The following is a 26,129-nucleotide window of genomic DNA, read 5'->3' as shown; positions in this document are numbered from 1 at the left end:
TCGTGATCTCGGTGCCAGGGCGGCGTAAGACCGTCCCGCAGCGCAGTGCCGGTGAGCTCGATGCCATGGCGGCGGCCGGTGCGCTCGTCGCGGCGGCGTTGCAGGCCGTCCAGCGGGCGGCGGCGCCAGGTGTGTCCACCGGCGAACTGGATCGCATCGCCGAGACGGTGATCCGCGACGGCGGCGGCGTGCCCTCCTTCCTCGGCTACCACGGCTATCCGGCCACGGTGTGCGCATCGGTCAACGACCGCGTCGTGCACGGAATCCCGTCCGATGACGAGGTGCTGGCCGACGGTGACCTGGTGTCGATCGACTGTGGGGCCATCCTGGACAAGTGGCACGGCGACTCGGCCGTCACGTTCGGTGTCGGCACCTTGATCACCGCCGACGAACTGCTCTCCGAGGCCACCCGACTGTCGATGGAGGCCGGTATCGCGGCGATGGTGCCCGGCAACCGGCTCACCGACGTGTCGCACGCCATCGAGACCGGCACCCGCGCCGCGGAGGCCCGCCACGGCCGCAAATACGGCATCGTCGCCGGTTACGGCGGCCACGGAATCGGTCGTGAGATGCACATGGACCCGTTCCTGCCCAACGAGGGGTCACCCGGGCGGGGCCCGCACCTGGCGGTCGGCTCCGTGCTGGCCATCGAGCCGATGCTGACCTTGGGCACCACCAAGACCAAGATCCTCGACGACGAATGGACCGTCGTCACCACCGACGGTTCGCGCGCCGCGCACTGGGAGCACACCGTCGCGGTCACCGAGGACGGACCGCGCATCCTGACTTTGCTGCCGGCTTGACCTGGTTGTGCGGTTGACCGCGTACCTTTGAACCGGATCACCACCCACGTCGTGTTAGAGACGGAGGTTGGTAGTGGACGATCCGGAGGCCGCAATGATGCGGGTGCTGTACGACGAGCACGCGGGTGCATTGTGGCGGTATGCCCTGCGGTTGACGGGCGATGCCGCCCGCGCCGAAGACGTGGTGCAGGAAACACTGCTGCGCGCCTGGCGGCATCCCGAGGTGACCGCCGACCCGGACCGGCCCGCGCGTGCATGGTTGTTCACCGTCGCGCGTAATCTCGTCATCGACGAACGGCGGAGTGCGCGGTACCGCAACGAGACCGGCACCCCCGACGTCGAACAGGCCGCCGACCGGGCCGGCCCCGACGAAGTGGATTCCGCGCTGGACCGGCTACTGATCAGCACCGCGATGAGCGACCTCTCCGAGGATCATCGCGCGGTGGTCAAGCGTGCCTACTACCAGGGCATGTCCACCGCCCAGATCGCCGCCGACCTCCAGATCGCCGAAGGCACCGTGAAGTCCCGGCTGCACTATGCGGTGCGGGCGCTACGTCTCAATCTGCAGGAGATGGGGGTGACACGATGACCGGGTTCGACCTGATGTCCGACGGAGATCAGTACGCCACCTGGGATGCCTCCTACGTGCTGGGCGCGCTGTCTCCGGGCGAGCGGCGTGAATACGAGGCGCACCTGCGCGGCTGTGCCCGCTGCAGCGCCGCGGTGGCCGAACTGACCGGTATGCCCGCCCTGCTGGCGATGGTCGACCTGGCCGATATCGAGGCGATGGATTCCGGCAAACCCGAACCGACTCCGCCGCCGGAACTACGTGAACAGGTGGTCGACCTGGTGCGTTCGCGCCGGCGCCGGTCTCGGTGGCTGACCACGGCGGCCGTCGGCCTGGCGGCCGCGCTGCTGGCCGTCGGCGCCGTGGTGGCCGTCCGCCCCGATGTTTTCGGCCTGCAGCAGGGCAGCACTCAGCAGGCGGCGCCGTCGCTGGAGATGACCAAGGTCAACGAGACGCCCATCGCCGCGAGCATCACCATGTCCGGTTACAGCTGGGGCACCCGCATCGACATGGCGTGCAGTTACGGCGACTGGGGGCAGCGCGACGTCAAGCCGCAGAACCTGGGAATGGTGGTCGTCGGTAAGGACGGCCGTCGCGACCAGATCGCCACCTGGCTCGGTTTGTCCGGTGCCACGGCGCTACCCAGCGGAAACACCCCGCTGCCGATGAATGAAATTGCCGCCGTGCAACTGGTTTCGGCGGACGACGGAAAGGTGCTGCTGGAAAAGAACCTGTGAATCGGCTTCGGGGGTGAACCCGATCCGGGCCGGGCCCGTGTCATCTGCAGAACGAGAAAGCAGGTGAACAGTGTCCGAACAGGTGACCAGCACGTACCGTGTCGTCGACCGCATCATCGGTCGGCTGGCTCGGCACGGGGTACGGCACATCTTCGGCGTCGACGGCGCCAACATCGAAGATCTCTACGATGCGGCCCACTTCAGCGCTGATATCACCGCGGTACTGGCCAAGCACGAGTTCTCGGCCGCGACCATGGCCGACGGCTATCGCCGCGGCGGTGCGGGCCTGGGGGTGGTGGTCGCGACCTCCGGGGGTGGTTCACTGAATCTGGTTGCGGCGCTGGGGGAGTCGCTGGCCAGTAGGATTCCGGTGCTGGCGCTGGTCGGTCAGCCGCCGACGGCCATGGACGGTCGCGGCTCCTTCCAGGACACCAGCGGTCGCGGTGGCGCGCTCGACGCCGAGGCGCTGTTCTCCGCGGTGTCGGTGTACTGCAGGCGAGTGGTGGACGCCGGGACGATCGACACCGCGCTGACCGAGGCGCTGGCCGTCACACGTCGGGGTCCGGCGGTGTTGCTACTGCCAAAAGATGTGCAGCAGAATCGTTTTGAAGTCGACACCGATGAACCCGCTGTGGTGCCGTGGAACGTTGTGATCGGTGATCCCGCCCCGATCGTGGCACAGCTGCGCCAGGTACGCGGGCCCGTGACCATCATCGCCGGTGAGCAGGTCGCCCGCGACGACGCCCGCGACGAACTGGAACGGTTGCGCGCCATCCTGCGGGCCAGGGTGGCCACCGTGCCCGACGCCAAGGACGTCAGCGGCGCACCCGGTCTGGGTTCGTCCTCCGCACTGGGCGTGACCGGTGTGATGGGCCATCCCGGGGTCGCCGACGTGGTCGCCGACAGTGCGGTCTGCGTGTTGGTCGGCACCCGGCTCCCGGCCACCGCACGCGCCGGGCTGGACGGCGTGCTGGCCCAGGTCCCGGTGCTGTCGCTCGGTGCCGAACAGCCGTACCCCCCGAGCCTGCACGTGCACACCGACGATCTGCGCGAATCGCTGACCATGCTCAACGCCGCGCTGTCCGGACCGCTGAGAGTCACCGTGCCGGAACGGATTCCGCATGCCGAGCTGAGTCCACCGGTGTATCACGGCGACGGGATCCGGTACCGCGACGCGATGGCCGCACTGGACCGAGCGCTGCCCGACGGTGCCGACATCGTCGTCGACGCGGGAAACACCGGCGCGGCCGCCATCCACTATCTGCCGGTGCGCCGCGGCGGACGACTCGTGGTGGCACTCGGGATGGGTGGGATGGGTTACAGCTTCGGCGCCGGTATCGGAATGTGTTTCGGACGGGGTCGGCGCACCGTGATCATCGCCGGCGACGGGTCGTTCTTCATGCATGGCCTGGAAGTGCACACCGCCATTCAGTACCAACTGCCGGTGACGGTGGTGTTGTTCAACAACAACGCCCACGCCATGTGCGTCACCCGTGAGCAGCTGTTCTACCGAGACCTGTACAGCTACAACCGGTTCGCACCGAGCAAGCTCGGTGCCGGGCTGGCCGCGATGTTCCCCGGCCTGCCCTCCGTCGATATCGCCGACATCGATGGACTGCCGAAGGCTCTGCACAGCGCCCTCAATGCCGAGGGTCCGTCGGTGGTCAGCATCGAATGCTCGGCCGACGAAATTCCGCCGTTCGCACCATTTCTGGAGAAGAAAGAGAGCCCCGCCCATGTCGCTGCCCGCACTCGCTGACATCACCGAACCCATCGACGGTGTGGTCCGTATCGAGACCTCGCCCCGGGAACAGGCCACGCCGATCATCATGGAGATGATGCGGTCGGTGTATCCACACGACAAGGTGTTCGGGGAGTTCTGCACCGTGAACAGTTACATCGACTGTCCGCCTGCCGAACTGTTCGATTATCTGGCCGACACCCGCAGCCTGGAGGAGTGGACCTACAGCCTGCGCGGGTTCACGCCGACCGACGAAGAGGGTCTGTGGTTGGCCTATGACCGGCTCGGTTCGGAGACCGAGATCTTCACCCGCACGGTGGCCAACCGCGACGCCATGACCGTCGACTACCACTGCGCCTGGGATCAGGGCCATCACCTGTGGATGATCTATCTGATGCGGGTCGTTGACGCGCAGCTGGTGTTCGACAAGCCGGGTTCGGTGGTGCTGTGGACCAACTGCCACCACCCGTTCTACGACAAGAACCCCTATCCGGAGGCGGCGCCGCCGGAGCGCCCGGTGTGGGTCGGCGATTTCTGGGACATGTTCGGCGCCGGTCACGAACTGGAGCTGCGCAACCTGAAGGCCATCGCCGAATACCGGCACCGCAACGGCCTGCCGATCACCCCCGACTGGATGAAGTGAGGTCCCCCATGACTGTCAGCCTGATCGATGTCTCCACCTATCTGCCCGGCGAGCCGATCGGTGCGGATTACTACGCACAGTTCGCCGATACCGACGACTTGCGGGAAAACCTGATGTTCCGTGCACCCAAGTACCGCCATCACGTCGCGCCCGACGAAACCGCCACCGACATGATCGAACGGGCCGCCGCCGGCCTGATCGAGCGGCACGGCGCCGACGCGCTGTCCGAGGTCGACGTGCTCATCACGCACACCCAGTTGCCCGATATGCCCTTCTACGGTGGCGGCGGGGCGATCGCGCATCGGCTCGGCATGAAGCCGGGCTGGGTGGTGGACCTGCACAACGGTGGCTGCGCCGCATTCGTGCTGGGGCTCAAGATGGCTCGCAACCTGCTGGCCTCCGGCGAGGGACGGACGGCGCTGGTGGCCGTCGCGCAGAACGCGGCGGGCCAGATCTTCGACCAGGAAACGGTGCGGCGCAAAGCCCAGGCCTCGGTGCCCGGTGATGGCGCGGCCGTCGGGTTGGTGACGTGCTCGGACACCTCGCCCATCCTGGATGTGGAGTGCCGCACCTATGGTGAGTTCGCCGGGGACATGACCATCGCGGTGGACCCACCGCGCAAGTGGTGGGCCGCCGGCCCCGGCGAGGGGTGTATCGGCTTCACCGAGTCGAAGATCACCAAGGTGCTGGCCCGCGGTAATCGACAGGTGCCCGAGGTGTCCTATGCGGTCTGTGACCGAATCGGGATGGCGCCCAAGGATGTCGATTTGCTGGTCACCAACCAGCCCAACCGGGTGTTCCTGCGCAACTGGCGCGAAGCGCTGGAGCTGCCCGAGGAGCGGCACGTCGACACCTTCGATGTCTGCGGCAACCTGTTCGCCGCCGGGATCCCGGTCAACCTGGACCGCGCGATCACCGAAGGCCGGGTCAAGGCCGGCGACACGATCCTGATGGCGGCTTTCGCGCACGCCGGCGATTTCGCGGGGGCGGCCGCGGTCCGCTGGGGTGGACGATGAGCATCCCGGACGGGGTGCTGGCCGACGTCTTCGACACCCTGCCGGCAGCCCAGGATCCACTTGCGCTGTCGCTCAACGAGATTCCGTTCCCGCCGCTGCCATCGGTGCGCTCGGCGCTGATGGCCTCGATCGGCGCGGCCAACCGCTATCCGGAGTTCCTGCCCGAGCGGTTGCGTGCGCTGATCGCCGAGCACCTCGGCGTCGACGAGACCCAGGTGGTGATCGGCACCGGAGCCACCGGGGTCATCATGCAGGTGCTGCAGGCGCTCACCCGGCCCGGTGACGCGATGGTGATGGCCACCCCGACGTTCGACGGCTATCCGATCTTCGCCCAGATCGCCCGGCTGCGGTCGATCACCATCGCCCTCGACGCCTACGGCCACCACGACCTGGACGCGATGGCCGCGGCCGCCGCCGCCGGCGCCCGGGTGGTGGTGGTGTGCCGGCCGCACAATCCCACCGGCACGGTGGAATCGGCCGCGGAGTTGCAGCGCTTCCTGGACCGGGCGCCGACCGACACCATCGTGGTGCTCGACGAGGCTTACGTCGAGTTCCTGGGTTCCGAACACCGGCTGGACACCCGTGAACTGGTGCGTACGTACCCGAATCTCGTTGTGGTCCGGACCTTTTCGAAAGCCTACGGACTGGCCGGTTTGCGCATCGGCTACGGGTTCTGCGGTCCCCAGCTGGCCCGCCGGCTGTGGACGATGCAGCTGCCGTTCGGCGTGGGGCTGACCGGCTTGGTGGCGGTGGCCGCCTGCTACGCCGCCGAAGACGAGATGCGCCAGCGCATCCGGATCATCGACACCGAACGCAGGCGGCTGCGTACCCAGTTGTCCGGACTGGGCATCTACAGCACCGATGCGCAAGCCAACTTCGTCTACCTGCCGGCCCCCGGCGGTGACCGGACGGTGTGGCGGCAGGTGTTCGACGGGGATGGGCCGCGGGTGCGGCACTACGGTGACGGCGGTGTCCGCATCACCGTCGGCATGCGGCAGTCCACCAGGGCGGTGTTGTCCGCCGTCGCCGCGTTCCGCGCTGGTGGCTGAGTCGGCGCATACGGTAAGAACAGGGGATGCCCTCTGCCCCGGACCACCGTGACCCGATCGCGCTGGCGCGCGCCAACTGGGAACGCGCCGGCTGGGGCGATGTCGCCGACGGCATGGTGGCGGTCACCTCGGTGATGCGGGCGCACCAGATCCTGCTGGCTCGCGTCGAGACCGCGCTACGCCCCTATGACCTCAGTTTCTCCCGATTCGAACTGCTGCGGCTGTTGGCGTTCAGCAGCAGCGGCGCACTGCCGATCACCAAGGCGTCGGACCGGCTGCAGGTGCACGTCACCAGCGTCACCCACGCCATCCGGCGGCTGGAGGCCGACGGTCTGGTGGAGCGGCTGCCGCATCCGACCGACGGCCGCACCACGCTCGTGCGGTTGACCGAACTGGGCCGCTCCACCGTCGAGGACGCCACCGAGACGCTGAACAAAGAGGTGTTCGCCGACGTGGGTGTCTCGCCGGCGGATTCCCGTGCGCTGGCCAAGGCCATCGAGACACTGCGCCGACATGCGGGGGATTTCTAGCCGGTCATCCCGACGGCACCGGGATGGTGGCCGTCACGGCGGTACCGGACCCCGGCCGGGACCGGATGTTGAGCCGCCCGCCCACGATCTCGGCGCGCTCGGCCATCGACAGCAGGCCGTAGCCGCCCATCTCGTCGCTGCCCAACGGGTTCTCGAAAGTGTCGAAGCCGACGCCGTCGTCCACGATCTCCAGCCGCGCGGTGTCCTCGTGCACCCCGAAGGTCAACCGCGCGGTGCCGGCCTTGGCGTGTTTGACGACGTTCTGCAGGCATTCCTGGGCGATCCGGTACAGCGCCACCTCGATATGGTCGGGTAGCCGCTCATCGGCCAAATCCAGCTCCAGCCGCAGCTGGGGCACCGAGCGGGCCAGACTGGCCAGCCCGCCGGCCAGCCCGAGATCGTCGAGCACCGGCGGCCGCAACCCACCGATCGCCGCGCGCGCCTCCTGCAGGGTGAGATCGACCAGTTCGCGGGCCCGACCCAATTGGTCTCCTGCCCTGGACAGTTCGCCGGGACTCTCGGTCACCGTGCGGGTGGCGGCATCCAGCCAGTACGACAGCGTGATCAACCGTTGGGAGATGCCGTCGTGGATATCGCCGGCCAGTCGCCTGCGCTCGATCTCCTGGGCCTGGATCACCTGTTCGACGAAGTTCTCGTGGGCCCGTTCGCGGGCCACCAACTGCCGGTGCAACCGGGCCTGATGCATGGCGCCCGCGATCAGCCTGCCGATCACCAGGAGCAGTTCGACATCGCGTGCACCGAACTCGCGCCGGGCCACGGTGTGCACATTGAGCACCCCGACCAAGCCGCCCGGATCGGTCTCCATCGGCACCGAGACCATCGAGGTGAAATCGGAGCCGCGCAGCGTCTCGAACGGCCGGTATCGCGGATCGGCTTCCTTGTCGGCGATGATCACCACGGGCTCGCGGTGGCTGGCCACCCAGCCGGACACGCCTTCGCCCAGCGGCAGCCGGATCTTGCCGACCTCGCTGTCGAAGGGCGGCGTCGCCCCGGCCAGCGTCAGGGACCGTTCGGTGTCGTCGAGCACGTGCACGAAGCACACGTCGGTACCGGTCGCCGCAGTGATCATCCGGGCCGCCGCGGCGGCCAGTGGTTCCACCCCCGGCCCGCTGGACGCGGCCCGGATGAGTTCACGCAGCAGGCTCAGCTCGCCATCGGCGGTCAGGACGTTGCGGCCGGCCGGGGCGGGGCGACCGGGGACGGCGGCGTCGCTCATCGGTAGATCCCCTCGCGCAGCGCCGTGGCGACGGCGCCGGTGCGGTCGGTGACGCCCAGCTTGCGGTAGATGGAACTGAGGTGGCTCTTCACGGTCTCGTCCCCGATCACCAGCTTGGTGGCGATCCCGCGATTGGACAGTCCGTTGACCACATACGAGAGGATCTCGCTCTCCCGCTGGGTGAGGCCTTGGCGGGCGCCCGGCCAGAATTCGTCGCGCTGCAGGCGCGCGGCGGTGTCGGCGGCCCTGGCGGCCATCCCGGGATCCAGCGCGGTCTGTCCCAGATGCACGAATTCCAGCTGCCGGACCAGTTCGTCGCTGCCGATGCTCTTGAGCAGGTAGCCCGATGCGCCCACCCGCAGCGCCTGGAACAGGTACTGCTCGTCGTCGTACACCGACAGCATGACGACCTTGCGGTTCGGGTCATGTCCGCGCAGTTGCAGGCACAGATCCAGCCCGCTGGAGCCCTGCATCCGGACGTCGCAGAGCACGATGTCGGGGTCGAGGTCGTCGACGACGGCCAGCGCACGGTCGGTGCCGACGGCCTGGCCCACCACCTGCACCCGGTCGGCGAAAGCGGCGAGCATCGCCTTGAGCCCCTCGATGACCATCTCGTGGTCGTCGACCAGGACCAGGCGCAAAGCGTTCCGCGGGCCGCTCTCGGGTGCCGGCTGGCTTGCCATGGCGACCATTGTCCGCAAGTTGGCCTCCCAAATCCCCCCTTTGGGGGAGGCCGAGGAGGTGTGACGTGGGCCACGCTGTGAGGCATGCGGGGCGACACACCTGTGCGATGTTTCTGGTGGGATGCCGGGCGGCCCGCGGGGGCCGTCGTCGAGGAGCTTAGAGCCGTCATCTTCGACGTCGACGGCGCGCTGGCCGATATCGAGCGGGACGGCCAGCGCCGCGCGTTCAACGCGGCCTTCGCCGAGCACGGCTTCGATATCAGCTGGTCGGTGGCCGAGTACGGCAGGCTGGTCCGGATCGGGGACGAGCGCCGTCGCATCGCGTCGGCGCTGCGCCGGCGCGGGTACGGCCGGATCAGCCCGGAAATCGCGAGCTATATCCAGCACACCAAGAACGACATCTTCGTCGAGTGGGTGCTCGACGGCGACGTGACACCACGTGCGGGGCTGGTCGATTTGGCGAACCGCCTCTACGCCGCCGGCATCTCGATCGCGGCGCTCAGCGCGGGATCACCGCGATGGGTGGAACCGCTGGTGCGCCAGCTGATCGGGGAGGGCATCGCCGAGGTCATCGTCACCCCGGATGACCTGTCGCCGGCCCGCGAACCGGATCTGCACGGGTACGCACTCTGGGAGCTGGGCATCGGTCCGGAGTGCGCACTGGCGGTGGCCGGATCGGCGCACGGGCTGCGCGCCGCGACCGCCGCCAAGCTCGCCACCGTGGTCGTCCCGACGGCCTACACCGCCGGCCAGGACTTCACCGGTGCGGCTGCCGTCCGTGCCGATTACGCGGGGTGGACGGTCGACGGGTGTGTGCGGTTACACCGGCATTGGTGGATGTGCCGTTAGCCCTCGCGCAGCAATTCGATGACGGCGCTGAAGTCCTTGTCGGCGTGCTCCGCGGCGAACTTGCTGTAGATCTCGGCGGCGTGCGTGCCCAGCGGTGCCGTCGCGCCGGTGGAGGCGACCGCGGCCATCGCCAACCCGAGGTCCTTGTTCATCAGGGCGGTGGCGAAGCCCGGCTTGAAGTCGTTGTTGGCCGGTGACGTCGGCACCGGTCCCGGAACGGGGCAGTTCACCTGCACCGCCCAGCAGTTGCCGGTGGCGCCGGTGATCACGTCGTAGAGCGACTGCTTGTCCAGGCCGAGTTTCTCGGCCAATACGAATGCCTCGCCGACGGCGATCTGCTGTACCGCCAGCACCATGTTGTTGCACACCTTGGCGGCCTGCCCGGCGCCGGAGTCGCCGCAGTGGATGATCTTGCCCGCCATCGGTTCCAGCACGGGACGACCGCGCTCCACCGCTTCGGCCGCACCGCCGACCATGAAGGCCAACGTTCCGGCCGCCGCGCCCTTGACCCCGCCGGACACCGGCGCGTCCAGTTGGGCGTATCCGTGTTCGGCGGCAAGCTTGTTCACCTCGCGGGCGTCGTCGACGGAGATGGTCGAGCTGTCGATGAACAGCGCGCCCGGCGTCGCCGCGGGCAACACCTCGGCGTAGCACCGCTTCACCAGCGCGCCGTTGGGCAGCATGGTGATCACCACGTCGGCGCCGGTCACCGCTTCGGCGCCGGAGCCGAACACGGTGACGCCGTTGGCCTTTGCCGCGTCGACGGCAGCCGGAACCGGGTCGAACCCCCGGACGGTATGCCCGGCGGCAACCAGATTGGCGGCCATCGGACCGCCCATGTGGCCGAGTCCCAGGAATGCGATCGTGCTCATGGGGAGCCCCTTTCTACGCCTCTATGCCTCTAAGCCGAGGCCTGCGCGGCGGCCGCGCGTCCGATGACCACGCGCATGATTTCGTTCGTGCCTTCCAGAATGCGATGCACGCGGAGGTCGCGGACGATTTTCTCCAACCCGTATTCCCGCAGATAGCCGTATCCGCCGTGCAGTTGCAGGGCCTGATCGGCCACCTCGAAGCAGGAATCGGTGACGTACCGCTTGGCCATGGCGCACAGCGTCACCTTGTTCGGGTGGTTGTTGTCCAATGCCGTTGCGGCTCGCCACAACATGTTCCGGGAGGTCTCCAACGCGGTGGCCATATCGGCAAGTGCGAACCGGATGGTGGGTTCGTCGAGCAGGGCGGCGCCGAACGCCTGGCGGTCGGCGAGATAGGCGACGGTCTTGTCGTGGGCGGCCTGCGCACCGCCCAGTGAGCACGCCGCGATGTTGAGCCGGCCGCCGTTGAGACCGTTCATCGCGATTCCGAAGCCGGTGCCCTCCGAGCCGCCGAGCAAGGCGTCGGCGGGAACCCGCACACCGTCGAAGATCACCTGCGCGGTGGGTTGGGCGTTCCAGCCCATCTTGGCCTCATTGGCACCGAAACTGAGCCCCGCGGAGCCTTTTTCGACGACGAACGCCGAGATGCCCTTGGGGCCCGGGTCCCCGGTCCTGGCCATCACCACGTACACGTCCGAGGCGCCGGCGCCGGAGATGAACTGCTTGACCCCGTCGAGGACGTAATCGGATCCGTCCCGGACGGCCTTGGTGCGCAAGGCCGCCGCATCCGAGCCGGCGCCCGGTTCGGTCAGGCAGTAGCTGGCGATCGAGCTCATCGACGCCAGCCGCGGCACCCACGTCTTGCGTTGCTCGTCGGTTCCGTAGGTGTCGATCATCCACGCGCACATGTTGTGGATCGACAGGAACGCCGCGATGGTGGGATCGGCCGCGGCCAGCGCCTCGAAGATGCGCACCGCGTCGAGGCGCCGCAGCCCGCTGCCACCGGCGTCCTCGTTGCAGTAGATGGCCGCCATCCCGAGCTCGGCGGCCGCACGCAGCACATCGGTGGGGAACTCGTGGGTCTCGTCCCATGCCAGCGCATGCGGTGCGATGCGCTTCTCGGCGAACGCGGACGCCGTCTCGGCGATCACGCGTTCGTCGTCATCGAGGTCGTACAAGTCCACGGTCATCGTCTCCTCGCGCAGGCGCTCATCCGCGCGAGCTAGTTCATCGTCGGGATGACGAACTCGGCGCCATCCTTGATCCCCGAGGGCCAGCGCTCGGTGACGGTTTTGACCTTGGTGTAGAACTGGATCGAGGCCGGGCCGTGCTGGTTCAGGTCGCCGAAGCCGGAGCGCTTCCAGCCGCCGAAGGTGTGATAGGCCACCGGCACCGGGATCGGCACGTTCACCCCCACCATCCCGACCTGCACCTTGGAGACGAAGTCGCGGGCGGCATCACCGTCGCGGGTGAAGATCGCGACGCCGTTGCCGTACTCGTGCTCGGTCGGAAGACGCAGGGCCTCTTCGTAATCGGCGGCCCGCACGATGCACAGCACCGGACCGAAGATCTCGTCGGTGTAGATGGACATGTCGGTGGTGACGTGGTCGAACAGGGTGGGGCCGATGAAGTACCCCTTGGACAGATCGGCCTCGCCGAAGGTGAGGTCGTCGCTGGCGCGTTCGCGACCGTCGACCACCAGCTCGGCACCGGCATCCACGCCCTGGCCGATGTAACTGCGCACGCGTTCCAGCGCAGCGCCGGTGACCAGCGGCCCGTAATCGGCCTTGGGGTCCAGGCTGTGGCCGACCCGCAGTTGGTTGATCCGCTCGACCAGGCGGGCCCGCAACCGATTTGCCGTTTCCTCGCCGACCGGCACCGCGACGCTGATCGCCATGCACCGCTCACCCGCGCTGCCGTAACCGGCACCGATCAGGGCGTCGACGGCCTGGTCCAGGTCGGCGTCGGGCATCACGATCATGTGGTTCTTGGCGCCACCGAAGCACTGGGACCGCTTGCCGTGCGCCGCGGCGGTCGAGTAGATGTACTGCGCGATATCCGAACTCCCGACGAAACCGACGGCCTGGACGGTCGGGTGCTCGAGGAGGGCGTCGACGGCCTCCTTGTCACCGTGCACCACCTGGAAGACGCCCGGCGGCAGACCGGCCTCGATGAACAGTTCGGCCAGCCGCACCGGAACCGACGGGTCGCGCTCAGAAGGCTTGAGCACGAACGCATTCCCGCATGCCAGGGCGGGGCCGGCCTTCCACAGCGGGATCATGGCCGGGAAGTTGAACGGGGTGATGCCGGCGACCACGCCGAGCGGCTGGCGGATGGAGTACACGTCGATACCGGTGCCCGCGCCCTCGGTGAACTCGCCCTTGAGCAGGTGCGGGATGCCGACGGCGAACTCGATGACCTCGATACCGCGCTGGATGTCGCCCAGTGAGTCGGCCACCGTCTTGCCGTGCTCCAGCGAGAGCAGTTCGGCCAGCTCGTCGGCGTTCTGGTTGACCAGGTCGATGAACCGCATGAAGACCCTGGCCCGGCGCTGCGGGTTGAACGCGGCCCACTCCTTCTGGGCTTCGGCGGCACCGGCGACCGCGGCGTCGACATCGGCGGCCGATGCGAGCAGCACCTGCGCCTGGACCTCGCCGGTGCTGGGGTTGAGCACGTCGGCGGTGCGGGTCGAGCCGGCGTCGGTGCGCCGGCCGTTGATGAAGTGCTGAATCTGTGTGGTCATGGCGTCCGTCCGAAAGATGTGCACGAAGAGTCTCGTCGAGGAGATACTTGCATATCCTAGTAATGACGGAGCGCGCTTGGCAAGGGTCGGGTCAGTCGGTATGGCCCTTCAGCCCGAGTGGCCCGGCGAGCGCGGTGAGTGTGGGCAGCAGTTTGTCCCACCCGCCGAGCACCTGGATGGTGACGTGGTCGGCTCCGGCGTCGATATGCTCGGCCAGTCGCCCGGCGATCGCCTCGGCGGTCCCGTGCGCCACCACCGCGTCGATCAACCTGTCGCTGCCCGGCTTGGCGATATCGTCCTCGGTGAAGCCGAGCCGGCGCCAGCTGTTCAGGTAGTTGCTCAAGTTGAGATAGAAGTCGACGGTCTGGCGGCCGATACTGCGGGCCTCGGCGGTCGCCTCCGCCGACCCGTCGGTGAGCACCACCTTGTGTTCCGGTGCCAGGAAAACACCGTCGCCCAAGATCTTTCGGGCTTCGGCAGTGTGCTCGGGGGTGGTCAGGTACGGATGCGCGCCTGCGCTGCGATCGCGGGCCAGCCGCAGCACCTTCGGGCCCAGTGCCGCCACCACCCGCCGCTGTGTGGGCACGCCCGCGGCGTCCAGCTCGTCGAGGTATTCCACCAGCACGTCATAGGGCTTGCGGTACTCCTGGGTGTGCTCGGGATGTCCGATCCCGATGCCCAGCAGGAACCGCCCGGGATAGGCCTTCTCCAGCCGGTGAAAGGTCTCGGCGGTCTGCTCGGCCGGCGACGCCCAGACGTTGATGATGCCGGTGGCCAGTTGCAGCGACTCGGTGCTGTCCAGGATGGCCTCGGCGAACGGCAGATCGCCGGCGGGGGAGCCGCCGATCCATACCGCGCCGTAGCCCAACTGCTCGATGGCCACGGCCTGCTCGGGTGTCACCTTGCCGAAGGTCCACACCCCGTAGTGCCCCACGTCGATCGTCATCGCAATCCCTTTCGGTTCATCGCAGGCCCAGCGGCCCGGCGAGTTCGGTCAGCGCGTCCAGCACCTCGTCCGGTGACGTCAGCACCTGTACCGGAACGTGGTCGGCACCCGCGTCGAGGTGCTCGCGCAGCCGAGCCGCGATCGCGTCGACAGTTCCGTAGGCCACCACGGCGTCCACCAGGCGGTCGCCGCCCGGCTTGGCCACATCGGCGTCGGTGAATCCCAAGCGCTTCCAGCTGTTGAGGTAGTTGTTCAGGTTCAGGTAGATCTCCAGCGCCTTGCGGCCGGCCGTGCGCGCCTGCTCGGCATCGGCGGTCAGAACTGCCTTGTGTTCGGGTGCGATGAAGGCGTCGGCGCCGAGCAGTTCCCTGGCCTGCTTGCTGTGCTCAGGCGTGGTCAGGTACGGATGTGCGCCGGCGGCTCGGTCGGCCGACAGTTGCAGTACCTTCGGGCCGAGGGCGGCCACCACCCGGCGGTGCTTGGGCACCCCGTGCTCGTCGAGCTTGTCCAGGTAGGCGTTGAGGGCGTCGAGCGGCTTCTGGTACTCGGTGATCGCCTCCGGGTGGCCGACGCCGATGCCGAGCAGGAATCGGCCGGGGTAGGCCTTCTCGATGCGATGGAACGACTCGGCGGTGGCGCCCGCATCGGCGGTCCAGATGTTCACGATGCCGGTGGCCACCTGCAGGGTGTCGGTGGCGGCCAGGATCGGTTCGACCCAGTCGAGTTCGGCGGGCGGCGAGCCGCCGGCCCACAGGGCGCCGTAGCCCAGCGCCTCGATCTGGCGCAGTTGCGCGGGGGAGAACTGTTGCCACTGGGTGTAGTGGCCGAAGACGCCGAAGGGGCCGAGGTCGGGTTTCGTTGCGTTCTGGGCCGTTGTGTTCTGGGTCATGGATCAGATCAACCGGTCGCCGGTCCGGCGGTATTCCGATGCGATCCGCATGAGCAGAACCTATTCGCCGGGGTCGGCCTCGGCGGGACGCGGTGCGACCAGCGGCAGACAGATGATGAACCGGGTGTTGCCCGGTTCGGACACCACCCGCAGATCACCGCCGTGCTTCTCGACGACGATGCGCCAGGCCAGATCCAGTCCCAGGCCTGTGCCCTCACCGAACGGCTTGGTGGTGAAGAACGGGGTGAAGATGCGGCCGATGATGTCCTCGGGGATGCCAGGGCCGTCGTCACCGATCTCGACGCGGATCATCTGCTCGTTCTCGCGGGCGGTGCGCAGCGTCAGGGTGCCGTGCCCGTCCATCGCCTGGATCGCGTTGTCGATGATGTTGGTCCAGACCTGATTGAGATCGCCTGGGTAGCACTGCAATTCGGGCAGTGACTTGTCCATGTCCTTGACCAGGGTGATGGGCTTGCCCTGATGTCCGATCTTGTCGCCGAACATCATGATGGTGCTGCGCAGCAGTTCGTGCACATCGGCGCTCTGATAGGAGCCGCGGTCCATCTGCGAGTACTGCTTGGCGCCGGCCAGCAACGCCGAGATGCGCCGGCTTGCCTCGGCGATCTCGTTCATCCGCAGCTCGGTGTCGATGGTGTACTTCAGCCAGCCGATCGCGCTCTGCAGCGACGCCGTCGCGTCCGCGTCCTCACAGGAGGCCGAGATCCGTTCCAGCCAGTCGATGTCCAGGCCCGCCTCGACGAACGTCGGCGCGTAGTCCCAGGCGCTGGCGATGCCGTGGTCTTCGAGCCACTCGCCGATCTGGTCCTCACGGTCGGAGGTCTCCAAGGCGGTCAGCTCCAGGCCCTTGCTCTTGGCGACCTGTTCGGCCACCTGGTCCTGGATGGTGATCAGCACCCGCAGGGCTTCCGGGGAGAACTTGCCGTCGGCCAGCATCGCGAGTTTGTGGCGCATCTTGCCGACGCCCTCGCGCAGATCGGCAACGGCGCGGGCGGTGGCCGCCGCCGGATTGTTCAGCTGATGGGTGAGTCCCGCGGTGATGGTGCCCAACGCCAGCAGCTTCTCGCGCTGGCCGATGATCTGGCTCTGCCTGCGGCCGCCGACCAGATGGCCCTCCAACAGGTGTACGGCCATCGGGAACTGCGAACGCATGAAGGCGGCGAACGCCTCGGCGTCCAGAACGAACACCCGGGAGGGCTCTACCAGCCGTACCGATGCCTGGTAGATGTGCTCCTCGCCGGGGATGTAGGCCGACCACGCACCGAAGTACACCCCACGCTGCGAGGTGCGGTTGGTCTGGATGTCGACGCCGCCGGAGCGCTTGGACATGATCAGCTCGCCGTCGATCAGCACGTAGAAGCAGGTGGCCGGATCCCCCTCGGTGACGATCGGCCCGGCGGGGAACGTCTCGATGGTGCCGGCCTGACACAACGTGTCGAGTTGTTCATCGGACAGGTGCTCGAACAGGAACAGGGTCCGCAATTCGTCGCGCACGCAGGTCTCACCCATCGTCGTCATCTACTCCCGTCAAGCCGGCCGGCCATCATGCTTCTGCCAAATAGCGGTGCACCAGCATCACCGCCATCGACCCCTCGCCTACGGCGGCCGCCACCCGCTTGGCGGATTCGGCGCGCACATCTCCTGCAACAAACACACCGGGCACACTTGTTTCCAAATGGTGCGGCGGACGTTCCAGCGTCCATCCGCACACGTCGCGCAGGTCGGGTCCGGCGAGGATGAAGCCGTGGTCGTCGCGGGCGACCACCCCGTCCAGCCATTCGGTGCGGGGGGTGGCGCCGATGAAACAGCACAACCGCGTCGAGCGCACGTCCTCGCGTTCGCCGGTGCGCTTGTTCTCCAGCGTCAACCCCACCAGGTGGTCGTCCGCGGCGGTGGTGCCGACCACCTCGGTGCAGGTGCGCACGTGGATGTTGGGGGTCTGCTCGATCTGCTGGATCAGGTAGTAGGACATCGACGCCTCCAGCGACGGCCCACGGACCAGCAGGGTCACCGAGTTGGCCTCCCTGGCCATGAACATCGCCGCCTGACCGGCCGAGTTGGCGCCCCCGACGATGTACACGTCCTCCCCGGCGCACTCCGAGGCGTCCGACACCGAGGCGCCGTAGTAGACGCCTTTGCCGATGAGATTGGCTTCCTCGGCCGCCGAACAGCCGGTGACCGTCAGTTCCCGGTAGTCGACGCCGGTGGCCAGGATGACGGCGCGCGCGCCGATGGTGCTGTGGTCCTCGAACGAGATGGTGCGGGCGGTGCCGACCTCGCCGGCCTGCAGTTTGATCGCCTTGCGGGTGGTGATCACCTCGGCGCCGAACCGTTCGGCCTGCCGCCGGGCCGTGGTGGTGAGCTCGATGCCGGAGATCCCGTTCTCGAAGCCGAGGTAGTTCTCGATACGGGAGCTGCGCCCGGCCTGCCCGCCGGTGGTGGCCCGCTCGATGAGCACGGTGTTCAGGCCCTCGGAGGCGCCGTACACCGCCGCCGCCAGCCCGGCGGGGCCGCCGCCGATGACCGCCAGGTCGTACATCTCCAGCGACGGGTTGGTGGACAGCCCGAGCAGGTCGGCCAGCTCGGCGTCGGAGGGCTCGACCAGCGGGGTGCCCTCCTCGGTGATGACGACCGGCAGTTGCCTGCCGTCGAGCCCCGCCGCGTCGAGCAGCTGCTTGCCCTTCGGTTCCTCGATGGTGAACGCCTTGAACGGGTAGCCGTTGCGGGCCAGGAACTGGCGCACCTCCCAGGACCGCGGATTCCACTGATGTCCGATGACCTTGGTGTAGGGAATGGCGCGGTCACCGACGGCGTGCCAGGCCTCCAACAGCCCGTCGATCACCGGGTAGAGCTTCTCCTCCGGCGGGTCCCACGGTTTGAGCAGGTAGTGGTCCAGGTCGACGACGTTGATGGCGTCGATGGCCGCCGTGGTGTCCGCGTAGGCGGTCAGCAGCACACGGCGCGCCATCGGGTAGAGGTCCATCGCGGCCTCGAGGAATTCGATACCGCTCATCTGCGGCATCCGGTAGTCGGCCACGAACACCGCCACGGTGTCACCGCGCAGCTTCAGTTCGTGCAGGGTTTCCAGCGCGTCGAGGCCGGACTCGGCACGCACGATGCGGTACCGCTCGCCGTAGTGGCGACGCAGGTCGCGGGCCACGGCGCGGGACACGGCGGGGTCGTCGTCGACGGTGAGGATTACGGGTTTGCGGGCCTGGGGCGCGGGTCCAGTCATATCGGCTTCAATTATGCTCCCGCCGTCCACTGATTTGGCGGTTGACCTCCGCAGTTCGCCGCGGGCGGCGAAGGCATCCTGCCGCGGGCGGCCTAGGTATCCCGCCGCAGGCGCTGAGGCATCCCGCAGGCCCGCGACGATTTGGGTGCAGGGCTGCGCAGAGGGTATTGTGGAACAACGGTGCGGCCTCCGCGCCGACTGTTTGCGTGCCTGTCCATGGACCCTGTGTTTCACCGGAACCAGCGTTCTATCGATCCAGCTCACGTCTTGTAGTCGGAACGATGGTGTGCACCGACTGCAGAAGCGGGCGCACGATACGAAACGAAAGCAAGGATCGCTAGACAGTATGGCCAAGAAAGACGGTGCCATCGAGGTCGAGGGTCGCGTGGTCGAACCCCTGCCCAATGCGATGTTCCGCATTGAGTTGGAGAACGGACACAAGGTCCTGGCCCACATCAGCGGCAAGATGCGGCAGCACTACATCCGCATCCTGCCCGAGGACCGCGTCGTGGTGGAGCTCTCTCCGTACGACCTGTCCCGGGGCCGCATTGTGTACCGGTACAAGTAACACGCCCCCCAACCGCAACCACCACCAGAGTGGTGACGCGCGTCTGCGCTCGTCACCGCACAACCAAGAAGGATCGCGAAGCCGTGAAGGTGAACCCGAGCGTCAAGCCGATCTGCGACAAGTGCAGGGTGATCCGCCGGCACGGGCGGGTCATGGTGATCTGCTCTGACCCGCGGCACAAGCAGCGGCAGGGCTAGCCCTGTTCGAGCAGTAGCTCCACCCACAACTGAATGCAGACATCCCAGTTCCACTGCGGGCATAGGGCCCGCATACACGTCCGGCACGGAGGCCGGACCCCATCAAGACGAGGGAACGGGCTGGGACCAGACCTCCGCATAGAAGAAGGAAACACTGCCTGATGGCACGTCTCATGGGCGTCGATCTGCCGCGCGACAAGCGCATGGAGATCGCGTTGACCTACATCTACGGCATCGGCCGTACCCGTTCCCAGGAGATCCTGGACGCGACCGGTATCGACCGGAGCCAGCGCAGCAAGGACCTCACCGACGACCAGGTGAGCACGCTGCGCGAATACATCGAAGCCAACTTGAAGGTGGAGGGTGACCTGCGCCGCGAGGTTCAGGCAGACATCCGCCGCAAGATCGAGATCGGCTGCTATCAGGGCCTGCGGCACCGCCGCGGACTGCCGGTGCGTGGCCAGCGGACCAAGACCAATGCGCGTACCCGCAAGGGACCCAAGCGCACCATCGCCGGCAAGAAGAAGGCCAGGTAACCCGAGATGGCACAAGCTAAGAAGGGCGCTCCGAAGAAGGGTGCCGCCAAGACCCGCCGCCGGGAAAAGAAGAACATCCCGCTCGGCGCCGCGCACATCAAGAGCACGTTCAACAACACGATCGTGTCGATCACCGATCCGCAGGGCAACGTCATCGCCTGGGCCAGCTCGGGTCACGTCGGCTTCAAGGGTTCGCGTAAGTCGACGCCGTTCGCCGCGCAGCTGGCCGCCGAGAACGCCGCCCGCAAGGCGCAGGAGCACGGCGTGAAGAAGGTCGACGTGTTCGTCAAGGGTCCGGGTTCGGGCCGCGAAACCGCCATCCGTTCACTGCAGGCCGCCGGCCTCGAGGTCGGCGCAATTTCCGACGTCACCCCGCAGCCGCACAACGGTTGCCGTCCGCCCAAGCGGCGCCGGGTCTAGGGAAGAGGGATTTAGACAATGGCTCGTTATACCGGACCCGCCACCCGCAAGTCGCGCCGTCTCGGCGTCGACCTCGTCGGCGGCGATCAGTCGTTCGAGAAGCGCCCCTACCCGCCCGGTCAGCACGGCCGCGCGCGGATCAAGGAGAGCGAGTACCGCACCCAGCTGCAGGAGAAGCAGAAGGCTCGCTTCACCTACGGCGTGATGGAGAAGCAGTTCCGCAAGTACTACGAAGAAGCCAACCGGCAGGCTGGCAAGACCGGTGAGAACTTGCTGCAGATCCTGGAAAGCCGGCTGGACAACGTCATCTACCGGGCCGGCCTGGCCCGGACCCGCCGGATGGCTCGTCAGCTGGTCAGCCATGGGCACTTCACCGTCAACGGCGTGAAGGTCAACATCCCCAGCTACCGGGTGTCGCAGTACGACATCATCGACATCCGCGACAAGTCGCTGAACACCCTGCCGTTCGAGCTGGCCCGCGCCACCGCCGGTGAGCGCCCCATCCCGGGCTGGCTGCAGGTGGTCGGCGAGCGTCAGCGCATCCTGGTGCACCAGCTGCCCGAGCGGGCGCAGATCCAGGTGCCGCTGACCGAGCAGCTCATCGTCGAGTTCTACTCGAAGTAAGTCGGTTCAGGCCGCCCGGCCCGAGCCACCCAGACGGCATCAAATAGCGGGTGCCGAGAAGGAGATAGAAGAGAAATGCTGATCTCTCAGCGACCCACCCTGTCCGAAGATGTGTTGGCCGACAACCGGTCCCGGTTCACCATCGAACCGTTGGAGCCCGGCTTCGGTTACACCCTCGGCAACTCGCTGCGGCGCACGCTGCTGTCGTCCATCCCGGGCGCGGCGGTCACCAGCATCCGCATCGACGGGGTGCTGCACGAGTTCACCACCGTTCCGGGGGTGAAGGAAGACGTCACCGACATCATCCTGAACCTCAAGGGCCTGGTGGTGTCCTCGGAGGAGGACGAGCCGGTCACCATGTACCTGCGCAAGCAGGGCCCGGGTGCGGTCACCGCCGGTGACATCGTGCCGCCGGCCGGCGTCACGGTGCACAACCCCGACATGCACATCGCCACCCTCAACGAGAAGGGCAAGCTCGAGGTCGAGCTCGTCGTCGAGCGGGGTCGCGGTTACGTGCCGGCCGTGCAGAACAAGGCCTCCGGCGCCGAGATCGGCCGCATCCCGGTCGACTCGATCTACTCGCCGGTGCTCAAGGTGACCTACAAGGTCGAGGCCACCCGTGTCGAGCAGCGCACCGACTTCGACAAGCTCATCCTGGACGTCGAGACGAAGAACTCGATCAGCCCGCGGGACGCGCTGGCCTCGGCCGGTAAGACCCTGGTCGAGCTGTTCGGGCTGGCCCGGGAATTGAATGTCGAGGCCGAGGGCATCGAGATCGGCCCCTCGCCGGCCGAGGCGGACCACATCGCCAGCTTCGCGCTGCCGATCGACGATCTGGACCTGACCGTCCGGTCGTACAACTGCCTCAAGCGCGAGGGTGTGCACACCGTCGGCGAGCTGGTGTCGCGGACCGAGTCGGATCTGCTCGACATCCGCAACTTCGGCCAGAAGTCCATCGACGAGGTCAAGATCAAGCTGCACCAGCTGGGTCTCTCGCTGAAGGACAGCCCGGCCACGTTCGATCCGTCCGAGGTCGCCGGCTACGACGTCGCCACCGGCACCTGGACCGGTGACGCCGGTTACGACCTGGACGACAACCAGGACTTCGCCGAAACCGAACAGCTCTAACAGGGCGCTTTCCCCGGGGCTTCGCCCGCCCGGATCCGTCCCGGCCCTACCTGATACGGGGGTCGGCCCCATTTAGGAGATAGTCGCAATGCCCAAACCCACCAAGGGTGCTCGCCTCGGCGGGTCGTCCTCGCACCAGAAGGCCATCCTGGCCAACCTGGCGACCTCGCTGTTCGAGCACGGCCGCATCAAGACGACCGAGCCCAAGGCCCGGGCCTTGCGTCCGTACGCCGAGAAGCTGATCACCCACGCCAAGAAGGGCACGCTGCACAACCGGCGTGAGGTGCTCAAGAAGATCCGCGACAAGGATGTGGTGCACACCCTGTTCGCCGAGATCGGCCCCTTCTACGCGGACCGCAACGGCGGCTACACCCGCATCATCAAGGTGGAGAACCGCAAGGGCGACAACGCCCCGATGGCGGTCATCGAGCTGGTGCGGGAGAAGACGGTGACGTCCGAGGCCAACCGGGCACGGCGCGCGGATGCGGCTCAGAAGGCGGCTGCGGCCGCCGAGGCCCCGGCCGAGGAGGCCGTGACCGAGGAGACCACCGAGGCCGCCGAGGGCACCGTGACCGAGGAAGCCACCGCGGCGCCGGCCGAGGAAGCTCAGGCTGATGCTCAGGCTGAGTCCGAGGATGACGCCAAGTAACGACGCAACGAACGAACCCGCCATCGACTCCGATGGCGGGTTTGTTCGTTTGCGGCTCGATATCGCTTACGACGGAACCGAATTCGCCGGCTGGGCCACTCAGGCCGGGCAGCGCACCGTCGCCGGCGTGCTCGAGGAGGCGTTGTCGACGGTGTTCCGCACCCCGGTGGTGCTACGGGCCGCCGGGCGAACCGACACCGGGGTGCATGCCGCCGGTCAGGTGGCGCATGTGGACGTCCCGACGGCCGCGCTGGGCAACGCCTACCCACGCACCCCGCGGCCACAGGACCCGGAATTCGGCCCCCTGGTGCGCCGGCTGGGCCGATACCTCACCGAGGACGTCCGGGTGCTCGATATCGTCCGTGCCCCAGCCGGTTTCGACGCCCGGTTCTCGGCGCTGCGCCGGCATTACGAGTACCGGCTGTCCACCGCGACGTTCGGCGCGACACCGCAACAGGTCCGGTTCGTGACCCCATGGCCGCGCCGGCTGGATGTCGCCGCCATGGCGTCGGCGTCGGCCGGTCTGGTCGGCCTGCATGATTTCGCCGCGTTCTGTCGGCACCGCGAGGGCGCCACCACCATCCGGGATCTGCAGCGCTTCGACTGGGCGGTGACCGGGGATCTGGTGACGGCGTACGTCACGGCGGATGCCTTCTGCTGGTCGATGGTGCGGTCGTTGGTGGGTGCGGTGCTCGCGGTCGGGGAGGGTCGTCGCGACGTGGCGTGGTGCGCGGGGCTGCTGGACGCCACCGTGCGCTCCAGCGCCTTCGCCGCCGCCCCGGCGCGCGGCCTGTCGCTCGTCGGTGTCGACTACCCGCCCGACGACCAGTTGGCGGCCCGCATCCTGATCACCAGGGACCTGCGAACCAGGCCTACTTGAGCTTGCCGGCCACGAAGTCGGCCGCCTGGGTCACCATGCCAGCCTTGATATAGGCCGGGGCCAGATGGTCGGGCCAGTAGGTCTGCCAGTTCTCCATGTCGGTGGGATTGCAGATCGGATCGTCACCGTGGCACAGCTCGATGGTGCGGCTCTGGAAGGTGGGGTTGAACTGGGTGATCGGTGCCACCCACTGAATGCCGTTGCCGAACAACGCGATTGCGGCGATGTGCGAGTCGGCTGTCGCCGGTAGCGGCATCTTGAACCCGAGCACCGGGAACGGCACCGCCAGCACCACATCGGTGGCGGCCGCGCCCAGCGAATAGCCGCCGAGGACGATTCGGGTGTTGGGGCAGTTGGCCATGGTGGCCTGGACACGCCGGCTCATATCGTTGGCGCCGAGGTCGATCTGGGTGTCGGCCGGGTAGTTCACCGAGTACAGCGAGATGTTCTTCTTGGTCTTCTGGCGCAGCGCCGTGACCAGGGTGTTGCCGATCTGCCCGGCCCCCGGGGGCTCCATCCGGCCGCGGGCGAAGATCAGTTCGGCATCAGGGCAGGCCGCAGCCGATGCGGACGGGAGGTTGCCGACGGGTGCCGCCGCGAGCAGGACAGCACCGACCACGGCCAGCAGCGTCGCATACCAGCGAAATCGACCCCTCGACATCAAGATCACCGGTTCGATTGTAGCGGTAGCAATTGACGCGGGCGTTCATCCGCTTTTTTGTTGCCGAAACGTGTTGCCGGTCAGCGCTATTGCAGCCGGCCCGCGGCGAAGTCGGCGGCCTGGTTGACCATTCCCGAACCGATGTAGGCGTCCTGCAGGTGACTGCTCCAGTCCCGTTGCAGGTCAGCGAGGCTCTGCGGGAAACCGTCCCCGCAGATAGGATCGGCCGGATTACAGGCCTCGAAAGTCCTGTCCCGATATTGCGGGGCGATCGACGAGTCGCCCATCCGTCGCGTCACGTTGCCCACCAACACCACGGCGGCGATATGGGAATCGACCCCGGGTGGCAGCGGATTCTTGAATCCGAAACCGCCACCGGTGGCCGATAGTGCGACGGCGGCCGACGCGGCTCCCAGCGAATAGCCGCCCACCACCAGCCGAGTGTCCGGGCAGGCGCCCGCCATGTACTGGACGTGGTTGCTGATGTCGTTGGCGCCCTCGGCGATCTGGGTGTCGGCGGGGTAGTTCACGCCGTACGCGGCAACGTCGGTTCCCGGCAGCCGGGCGCGCAGCGCGTCCACGAATGCCTGGCCGAGACGGCCGACGCCGGGCTGCTCGTGGCGTCCGCGGGCGAAGACCACCTCCACGGGCGGGCAGGGATCGGCGCTCGCGACGGGAAGCGCGCTCGACGGACCCGCCGTCGACCACGCCGTAAAACAACCGACGGCGCTCGCCGCCACCAGAACGGAGGCGGCGTAGCGCCGTACGGAAATCGATATGGTGACCACCCAGCAAATACTAGTCGTCCCGCCGGAGTGGTCGGTCCGGACCGCTCATGCTCAGCCCGGCAGGCCCTGCTCCTCGACAGGCAGCGGAGCCGGGCCCTTGATGGCCGGCTCGGCCTTCGGGACGGCCGGCGCCTTGAGCGGCGTGCTACTGGTCTGCGTGGTGCCGAGCTGCATTTCCCCGCCGTCCGCCACGGACAGCTGCGACTGCTGAAGCACGGCCCCGGTGGCCAGAGCGCCGATACATGCCAGGCCACCCACGGCGGCGGCGACCCGCACCCGGGCGCCACCCAGAGAGATCTTGTGCGCGTTCATGTTCCCTGAATCCCCGATCAATCTTGTTTGCATTAGCGGTAACTCGTAACAAGATCAACCGGCGACCCGTGCGGCGCATTCCCGTCCGCGTGAAAGAAAGTCTGTGGCTTTCCTAAAATTCCTACAGAAGCCCGGCGACGAAGCTCGCGGCCTGGTTGGTGGGCCCGCCCGTGTAGGCGCGGTGCGCTTCCACGTTGTCGCCGTCGGTGCAGATCGGGTCACCGGGATTGCAGAGGTCGATGGATCTCGGCCCCCAGACGGGGCTGGACGTGATCGGCAGACCGATCTTGGCCGACGGGTTGCCGAACAACGCGATGGCCGCCACGTGGTCGGGAGCGTTGGGCGGCAGGGGAGCGTTGAATCCGATCGCCGGGAACGGCACGGCGCTGATCACGTCGATCACCGCGGCACCCTGGGAATACCCACCCAGCACCAGTCGGGTGGCGGGGCAGTTGTCCATCATCCACTGGACGTGCCCGCTGGCGTCGTTGGAGCCGTTGGCGGCGGCCAAGAAGTCGTAGCTGGCGGGGTAATTCACCGCATAGGTGCCCACCGAGCGATTGCCGACCTTGCCGCGCAGGGAGCTGACGAAGGCGTTGCCGATCCGGCCGAGGCCGGGGTCCTCGTTGGTCCCGCGGGCGAAGACCACCTCGATATCGGGGCAACCGTCGGCGTGGGCGGCCGCAAGACCGCTCAGCGACGCCGGGCCGGCGATCACCGCGGCGGCGGTCAACAGGGCGGCAGCTGCTGCCAGGGCGACACGGCGCACAAGATCAAACGTCACGCCGCATTCTAACGCGGAGCCTA

At 67.6% G+C, this 26,129-nt stretch carries 30 protein-coding genes; 17 read left to right on the top strand and 13 right to left on the bottom strand.

Annotated features, from left to right (window positions below):
* Positions 1-2 precede the first annotated feature (2 nt).
* From map to SBI67_RS26135, 8 genes are all read left to right on the top strand, one after another.
* Complete coding sequence (gene map / locus SBI67_RS26170) at positions 3-803, top strand: type I methionyl aminopeptidase (RefSeq protein WP_318983384.1); 801 nt, start codon at positions 3-5, stop codon at positions 801-803.
* A 73-nt stretch (positions 804-876) separates the two neighbouring features.
* Positions 877-1,392: a sigma-70 family RNA polymerase sigma factor gene (locus tag SBI67_RS26165; RefSeq protein ID WP_318983383.1), complete on the top strand. Its 516-nt coding sequence runs from the start codon at positions 877-879 to the stop codon at positions 1,390-1,392.
* Positions 1,389-2,108 (top strand): anti-sigma factor family protein, encoded by a 720-nt coding sequence (locus SBI67_RS26160; protein ID WP_318983382.1) that lies wholly within the window; start codon positions 1,389-1,391, stop codon positions 2,106-2,108. The genes SBI67_RS26165 and SBI67_RS26160 overlap by 4 nt, the downstream gene beginning before the upstream one ends.
* Before the next feature lie 70 nt (positions 2,109-2,178).
* Complete coding sequence (locus SBI67_RS26155) at positions 2,179-3,867, top strand: thiamine pyrophosphate-binding protein (protein ID WP_318983381.1); 1,689 nt, start codon at positions 2,179-2,181, stop codon at positions 3,865-3,867.
* On the top strand, positions 3,845-4,492 hold the full coding sequence (locus tag SBI67_RS26150; protein WP_318983380.1) for a DUF8713 domain-containing protein: 648 nt from the start codon (positions 3,845-3,847) through the stop codon (positions 4,490-4,492). The genes SBI67_RS26155 and SBI67_RS26150 overlap by 23 nt, the downstream gene beginning before the upstream one ends.
* 8 nt (positions 4,493-4,500) lie before the next feature.
* Positions 4,501-5,508 (top strand): 3-oxoacyl-ACP synthase III family protein, encoded by a 1,008-nt coding sequence (locus SBI67_RS26145; RefSeq protein WP_318983379.1) that lies wholly within the window; start codon positions 4,501-4,503, stop codon positions 5,506-5,508.
* Complete coding sequence (locus tag SBI67_RS26140) at positions 5,505-6,557, top strand: pyridoxal phosphate-dependent aminotransferase (protein ID WP_318983378.1); 1,053 nt, start codon at positions 5,505-5,507, stop codon at positions 6,555-6,557. Before SBI67_RS26145 ends, SBI67_RS26140 begins: the two co-directional genes overlap by 4 nt.
* 26 nt (positions 6,558-6,583) lie before the next feature.
* Entirely contained in the window at positions 6,584-7,087 is a 504-nt protein-coding gene (locus tag SBI67_RS26135; protein WP_318983377.1) for a MarR family transcriptional regulator, read from the top strand.
* A gap of 4 nt (positions 7,088-7,091) precedes the next feature.
* Here the strand turns inward: SBI67_RS26135 and SBI67_RS26130 are convergent, their stop codons facing one another.
* Positions 7,092-8,324, bottom strand: coding sequence for a GAF domain-containing sensor histidine kinase (locus tag SBI67_RS26130; RefSeq protein ID WP_318983376.1), 1,233 nt, complete (start codon positions 8,322-8,324; stop codon positions 7,092-7,094).
* Positions 8,321-9,007, bottom strand: coding sequence for a response regulator (locus SBI67_RS26125; protein WP_318983375.1), 687 nt, complete (start codon positions 9,005-9,007; stop codon positions 8,321-8,323). The genes SBI67_RS26130 and SBI67_RS26125 overlap by 4 nt, the downstream gene beginning before the upstream one ends.
* A gap of 84 nt (positions 9,008-9,091) precedes the next feature.
* Here SBI67_RS26125 and SBI67_RS26120 point away from each other — a divergent pair, with 84 nt between their 5' ends.
* Positions 9,092-9,856, top strand: coding sequence for an HAD family hydrolase (locus tag SBI67_RS26120; protein ID WP_318983374.1), 765 nt, complete (start codon positions 9,092-9,094; stop codon positions 9,854-9,856).
* Here SBI67_RS26120 and mmsB read toward each other — a convergent pair.
* The 7 genes from mmsB to SBI67_RS26085 all read right to left on the bottom strand — a co-directional run bounded on the left by mmsB (position 9,853) and on the right by SBI67_RS26085 (position 18,559).
* Complete coding sequence (mmsB, locus tag SBI67_RS26115; RefSeq protein WP_318983373.1) at positions 9,853-10,728, bottom strand: 3-hydroxyisobutyrate dehydrogenase; 876 nt, start codon at positions 10,726-10,728, stop codon at positions 9,853-9,855. The two genes, SBI67_RS26120 and mmsB, sit on opposite strands and share 4 nt — an antisense overlap.
* Positions 10,729-10,757: 29 nt before the next feature.
* The gene (locus tag SBI67_RS26110) at positions 10,758-11,912 is read right to left on the bottom strand and encodes an acyl-CoA dehydrogenase family protein (RefSeq protein ID WP_318983509.1); all 1,155 of its coding nucleotides are present in this window, start codon (positions 11,910-11,912) and stop codon (positions 10,758-10,760) included.
* Positions 11,913-11,950: 38 nt separating this feature from the next.
* On the bottom strand, positions 11,951-13,471 hold the full coding sequence (locus SBI67_RS26105; RefSeq protein WP_318983372.1) for a CoA-acylating methylmalonate-semialdehyde dehydrogenase: 1,521 nt from the start codon (positions 13,469-13,471) through the stop codon (positions 11,951-11,953).
* A gap of 91 nt (positions 13,472-13,562) precedes the next feature.
* Complete coding sequence (locus SBI67_RS26100; protein ID WP_318983371.1) at positions 13,563-14,417, bottom strand: LLM class F420-dependent oxidoreductase; 855 nt, start codon at positions 14,415-14,417, stop codon at positions 13,563-13,565.
* 16 nt (positions 14,418-14,433) lie between these two features.
* Positions 14,434-15,306, bottom strand: coding sequence for an LLM class F420-dependent oxidoreductase (locus SBI67_RS26095; RefSeq protein WP_318983370.1), 873 nt, complete (start codon positions 15,304-15,306; stop codon positions 14,434-14,436).
* Between the two features lie 60 nt (positions 15,307-15,366).
* Positions 15,367-16,833: an ATP-binding protein gene (locus SBI67_RS26090; protein WP_318983508.1), complete on the bottom strand. Its 1,467-nt coding sequence runs from the start codon at positions 16,831-16,833 to the stop codon at positions 15,367-15,369.
* 34 nt (positions 16,834-16,867) lie between these two features.
* Positions 16,868-18,559: an NAD(P)/FAD-dependent oxidoreductase gene (locus tag SBI67_RS26085; protein ID WP_318983369.1), complete on the bottom strand. Its 1,692-nt coding sequence runs from the start codon at positions 18,557-18,559 to the stop codon at positions 16,868-16,870.
* Positions 18,560-18,905: 346 nt separating this feature from the next.
* Between SBI67_RS26085 and infA the strand changes: the two genes are divergently transcribed.
* The 8 genes from infA (at position 18,906) to truA (ending at position 23,561) form a co-directional block, all read left to right on the top strand.
* On the top strand, positions 18,906-19,127 hold the full coding sequence (gene infA, locus SBI67_RS26080; protein ID WP_003418601.1) for a translation initiation factor IF-1: 222 nt from the start codon (positions 18,906-18,908) through the stop codon (positions 19,125-19,127).
* Between the two features lie 83 nt (positions 19,128-19,210).
* Positions 19,211-19,324, top strand: a complete 114-nt coding sequence (gene rpmJ, locus SBI67_RS26075; protein ID WP_003879483.1) for a 50S ribosomal protein L36 — start codon at positions 19,211-19,213, stop codon at positions 19,322-19,324.
* A gap of 161 nt (positions 19,325-19,485) precedes the next feature.
* Positions 19,486-19,860, top strand: coding sequence for a 30S ribosomal protein S13 (rpsM, locus tag SBI67_RS26070; protein ID WP_024449925.1), 375 nt, complete (start codon positions 19,486-19,488; stop codon positions 19,858-19,860).
* A gap of 6 nt (positions 19,861-19,866) precedes the next feature.
* Positions 19,867-20,280: a 30S ribosomal protein S11 gene (rpsK, locus tag SBI67_RS26065; RefSeq protein WP_024449926.1), complete on the top strand. Its 414-nt coding sequence runs from the start codon at positions 19,867-19,869 to the stop codon at positions 20,278-20,280.
* An 18-nt stretch (positions 20,281-20,298) separates the two neighbouring features.
* Positions 20,299-20,904, top strand: a complete 606-nt coding sequence (gene rpsD, locus SBI67_RS26060; RefSeq protein ID WP_318983368.1) for a 30S ribosomal protein S4 — start codon at positions 20,299-20,301, stop codon at positions 20,902-20,904.
* A 75-nt stretch (positions 20,905-20,979) separates the two neighbouring features.
* Positions 20,980-22,032: a DNA-directed RNA polymerase subunit alpha gene (locus SBI67_RS26055; RefSeq protein WP_024449928.1), complete on the top strand. Its 1,053-nt coding sequence runs from the start codon at positions 20,980-20,982 to the stop codon at positions 22,030-22,032.
* 88 nt (positions 22,033-22,120) lie between these two features.
* The gene (gene rplQ / locus SBI67_RS26050) at positions 22,121-22,681 is read left to right on the top strand and encodes a 50S ribosomal protein L17 (RefSeq protein WP_318983367.1); all 561 of its coding nucleotides are present in this window, start codon (positions 22,121-22,123) and stop codon (positions 22,679-22,681) included.
* On the top strand, positions 22,668-23,561 hold the full coding sequence (truA, locus tag SBI67_RS26045) for a tRNA pseudouridine(38-40) synthase TruA (protein ID WP_318983366.1): 894 nt from the start codon (positions 22,668-22,670) through the stop codon (positions 23,559-23,561). The genes rplQ and truA overlap by 14 nt, the downstream gene beginning before the upstream one ends.
* Here the strand turns inward: truA and SBI67_RS26040 are convergent.
* The 4 genes from SBI67_RS26040 to SBI67_RS26025 form a co-directional block, all read right to left on the bottom strand.
* On the bottom strand, positions 23,554-24,222 hold the full coding sequence (locus SBI67_RS26040) for a cutinase family protein (RefSeq protein ID WP_318983507.1): 669 nt from the start codon (positions 24,220-24,222) through the stop codon (positions 23,554-23,556). The genes truA and SBI67_RS26040 overlap by 8 nt on opposite strands.
* 86 nt (positions 24,223-24,308) lie before the next feature.
* The gene (locus SBI67_RS26035; RefSeq protein ID WP_318983365.1) at positions 24,309-25,010 is read right to left on the bottom strand and encodes a cutinase family protein; all 702 of its coding nucleotides are present in this window, start codon (positions 25,008-25,010) and stop codon (positions 24,309-24,311) included.
* 51 nt (positions 25,011-25,061) lie between these two features.
* A complete protein-coding gene (locus tag SBI67_RS26030) occupies positions 25,062-25,322 on the bottom strand; it encodes a hypothetical protein (protein ID WP_318983364.1) in 261 nt (86 codons plus the stop codon).
* A gap of 121 nt (positions 25,323-25,443) precedes the next feature.
* Positions 25,444-26,106, bottom strand: a complete 663-nt coding sequence (locus SBI67_RS26025) for a cutinase family protein (protein ID WP_318983363.1) — start codon at positions 26,104-26,106, stop codon at positions 25,444-25,446.
* Positions 26,107-26,129: the final 23 nt, after the last annotated feature.

It is taken from the genome of Mycolicibacterium chengduense, from assembly GCF_033741155.1.
In the GTDB taxonomy this organism is placed as follows: Bacteria; Actinomycetota; Actinomycetes; order Mycobacteriales; family Mycobacteriaceae; genus Mycobacterium.
The sequence above is the reverse complement of the archived record's forward strand: the minus strand, read 5'-3'. Positions and strand labels throughout refer to the sequence as shown.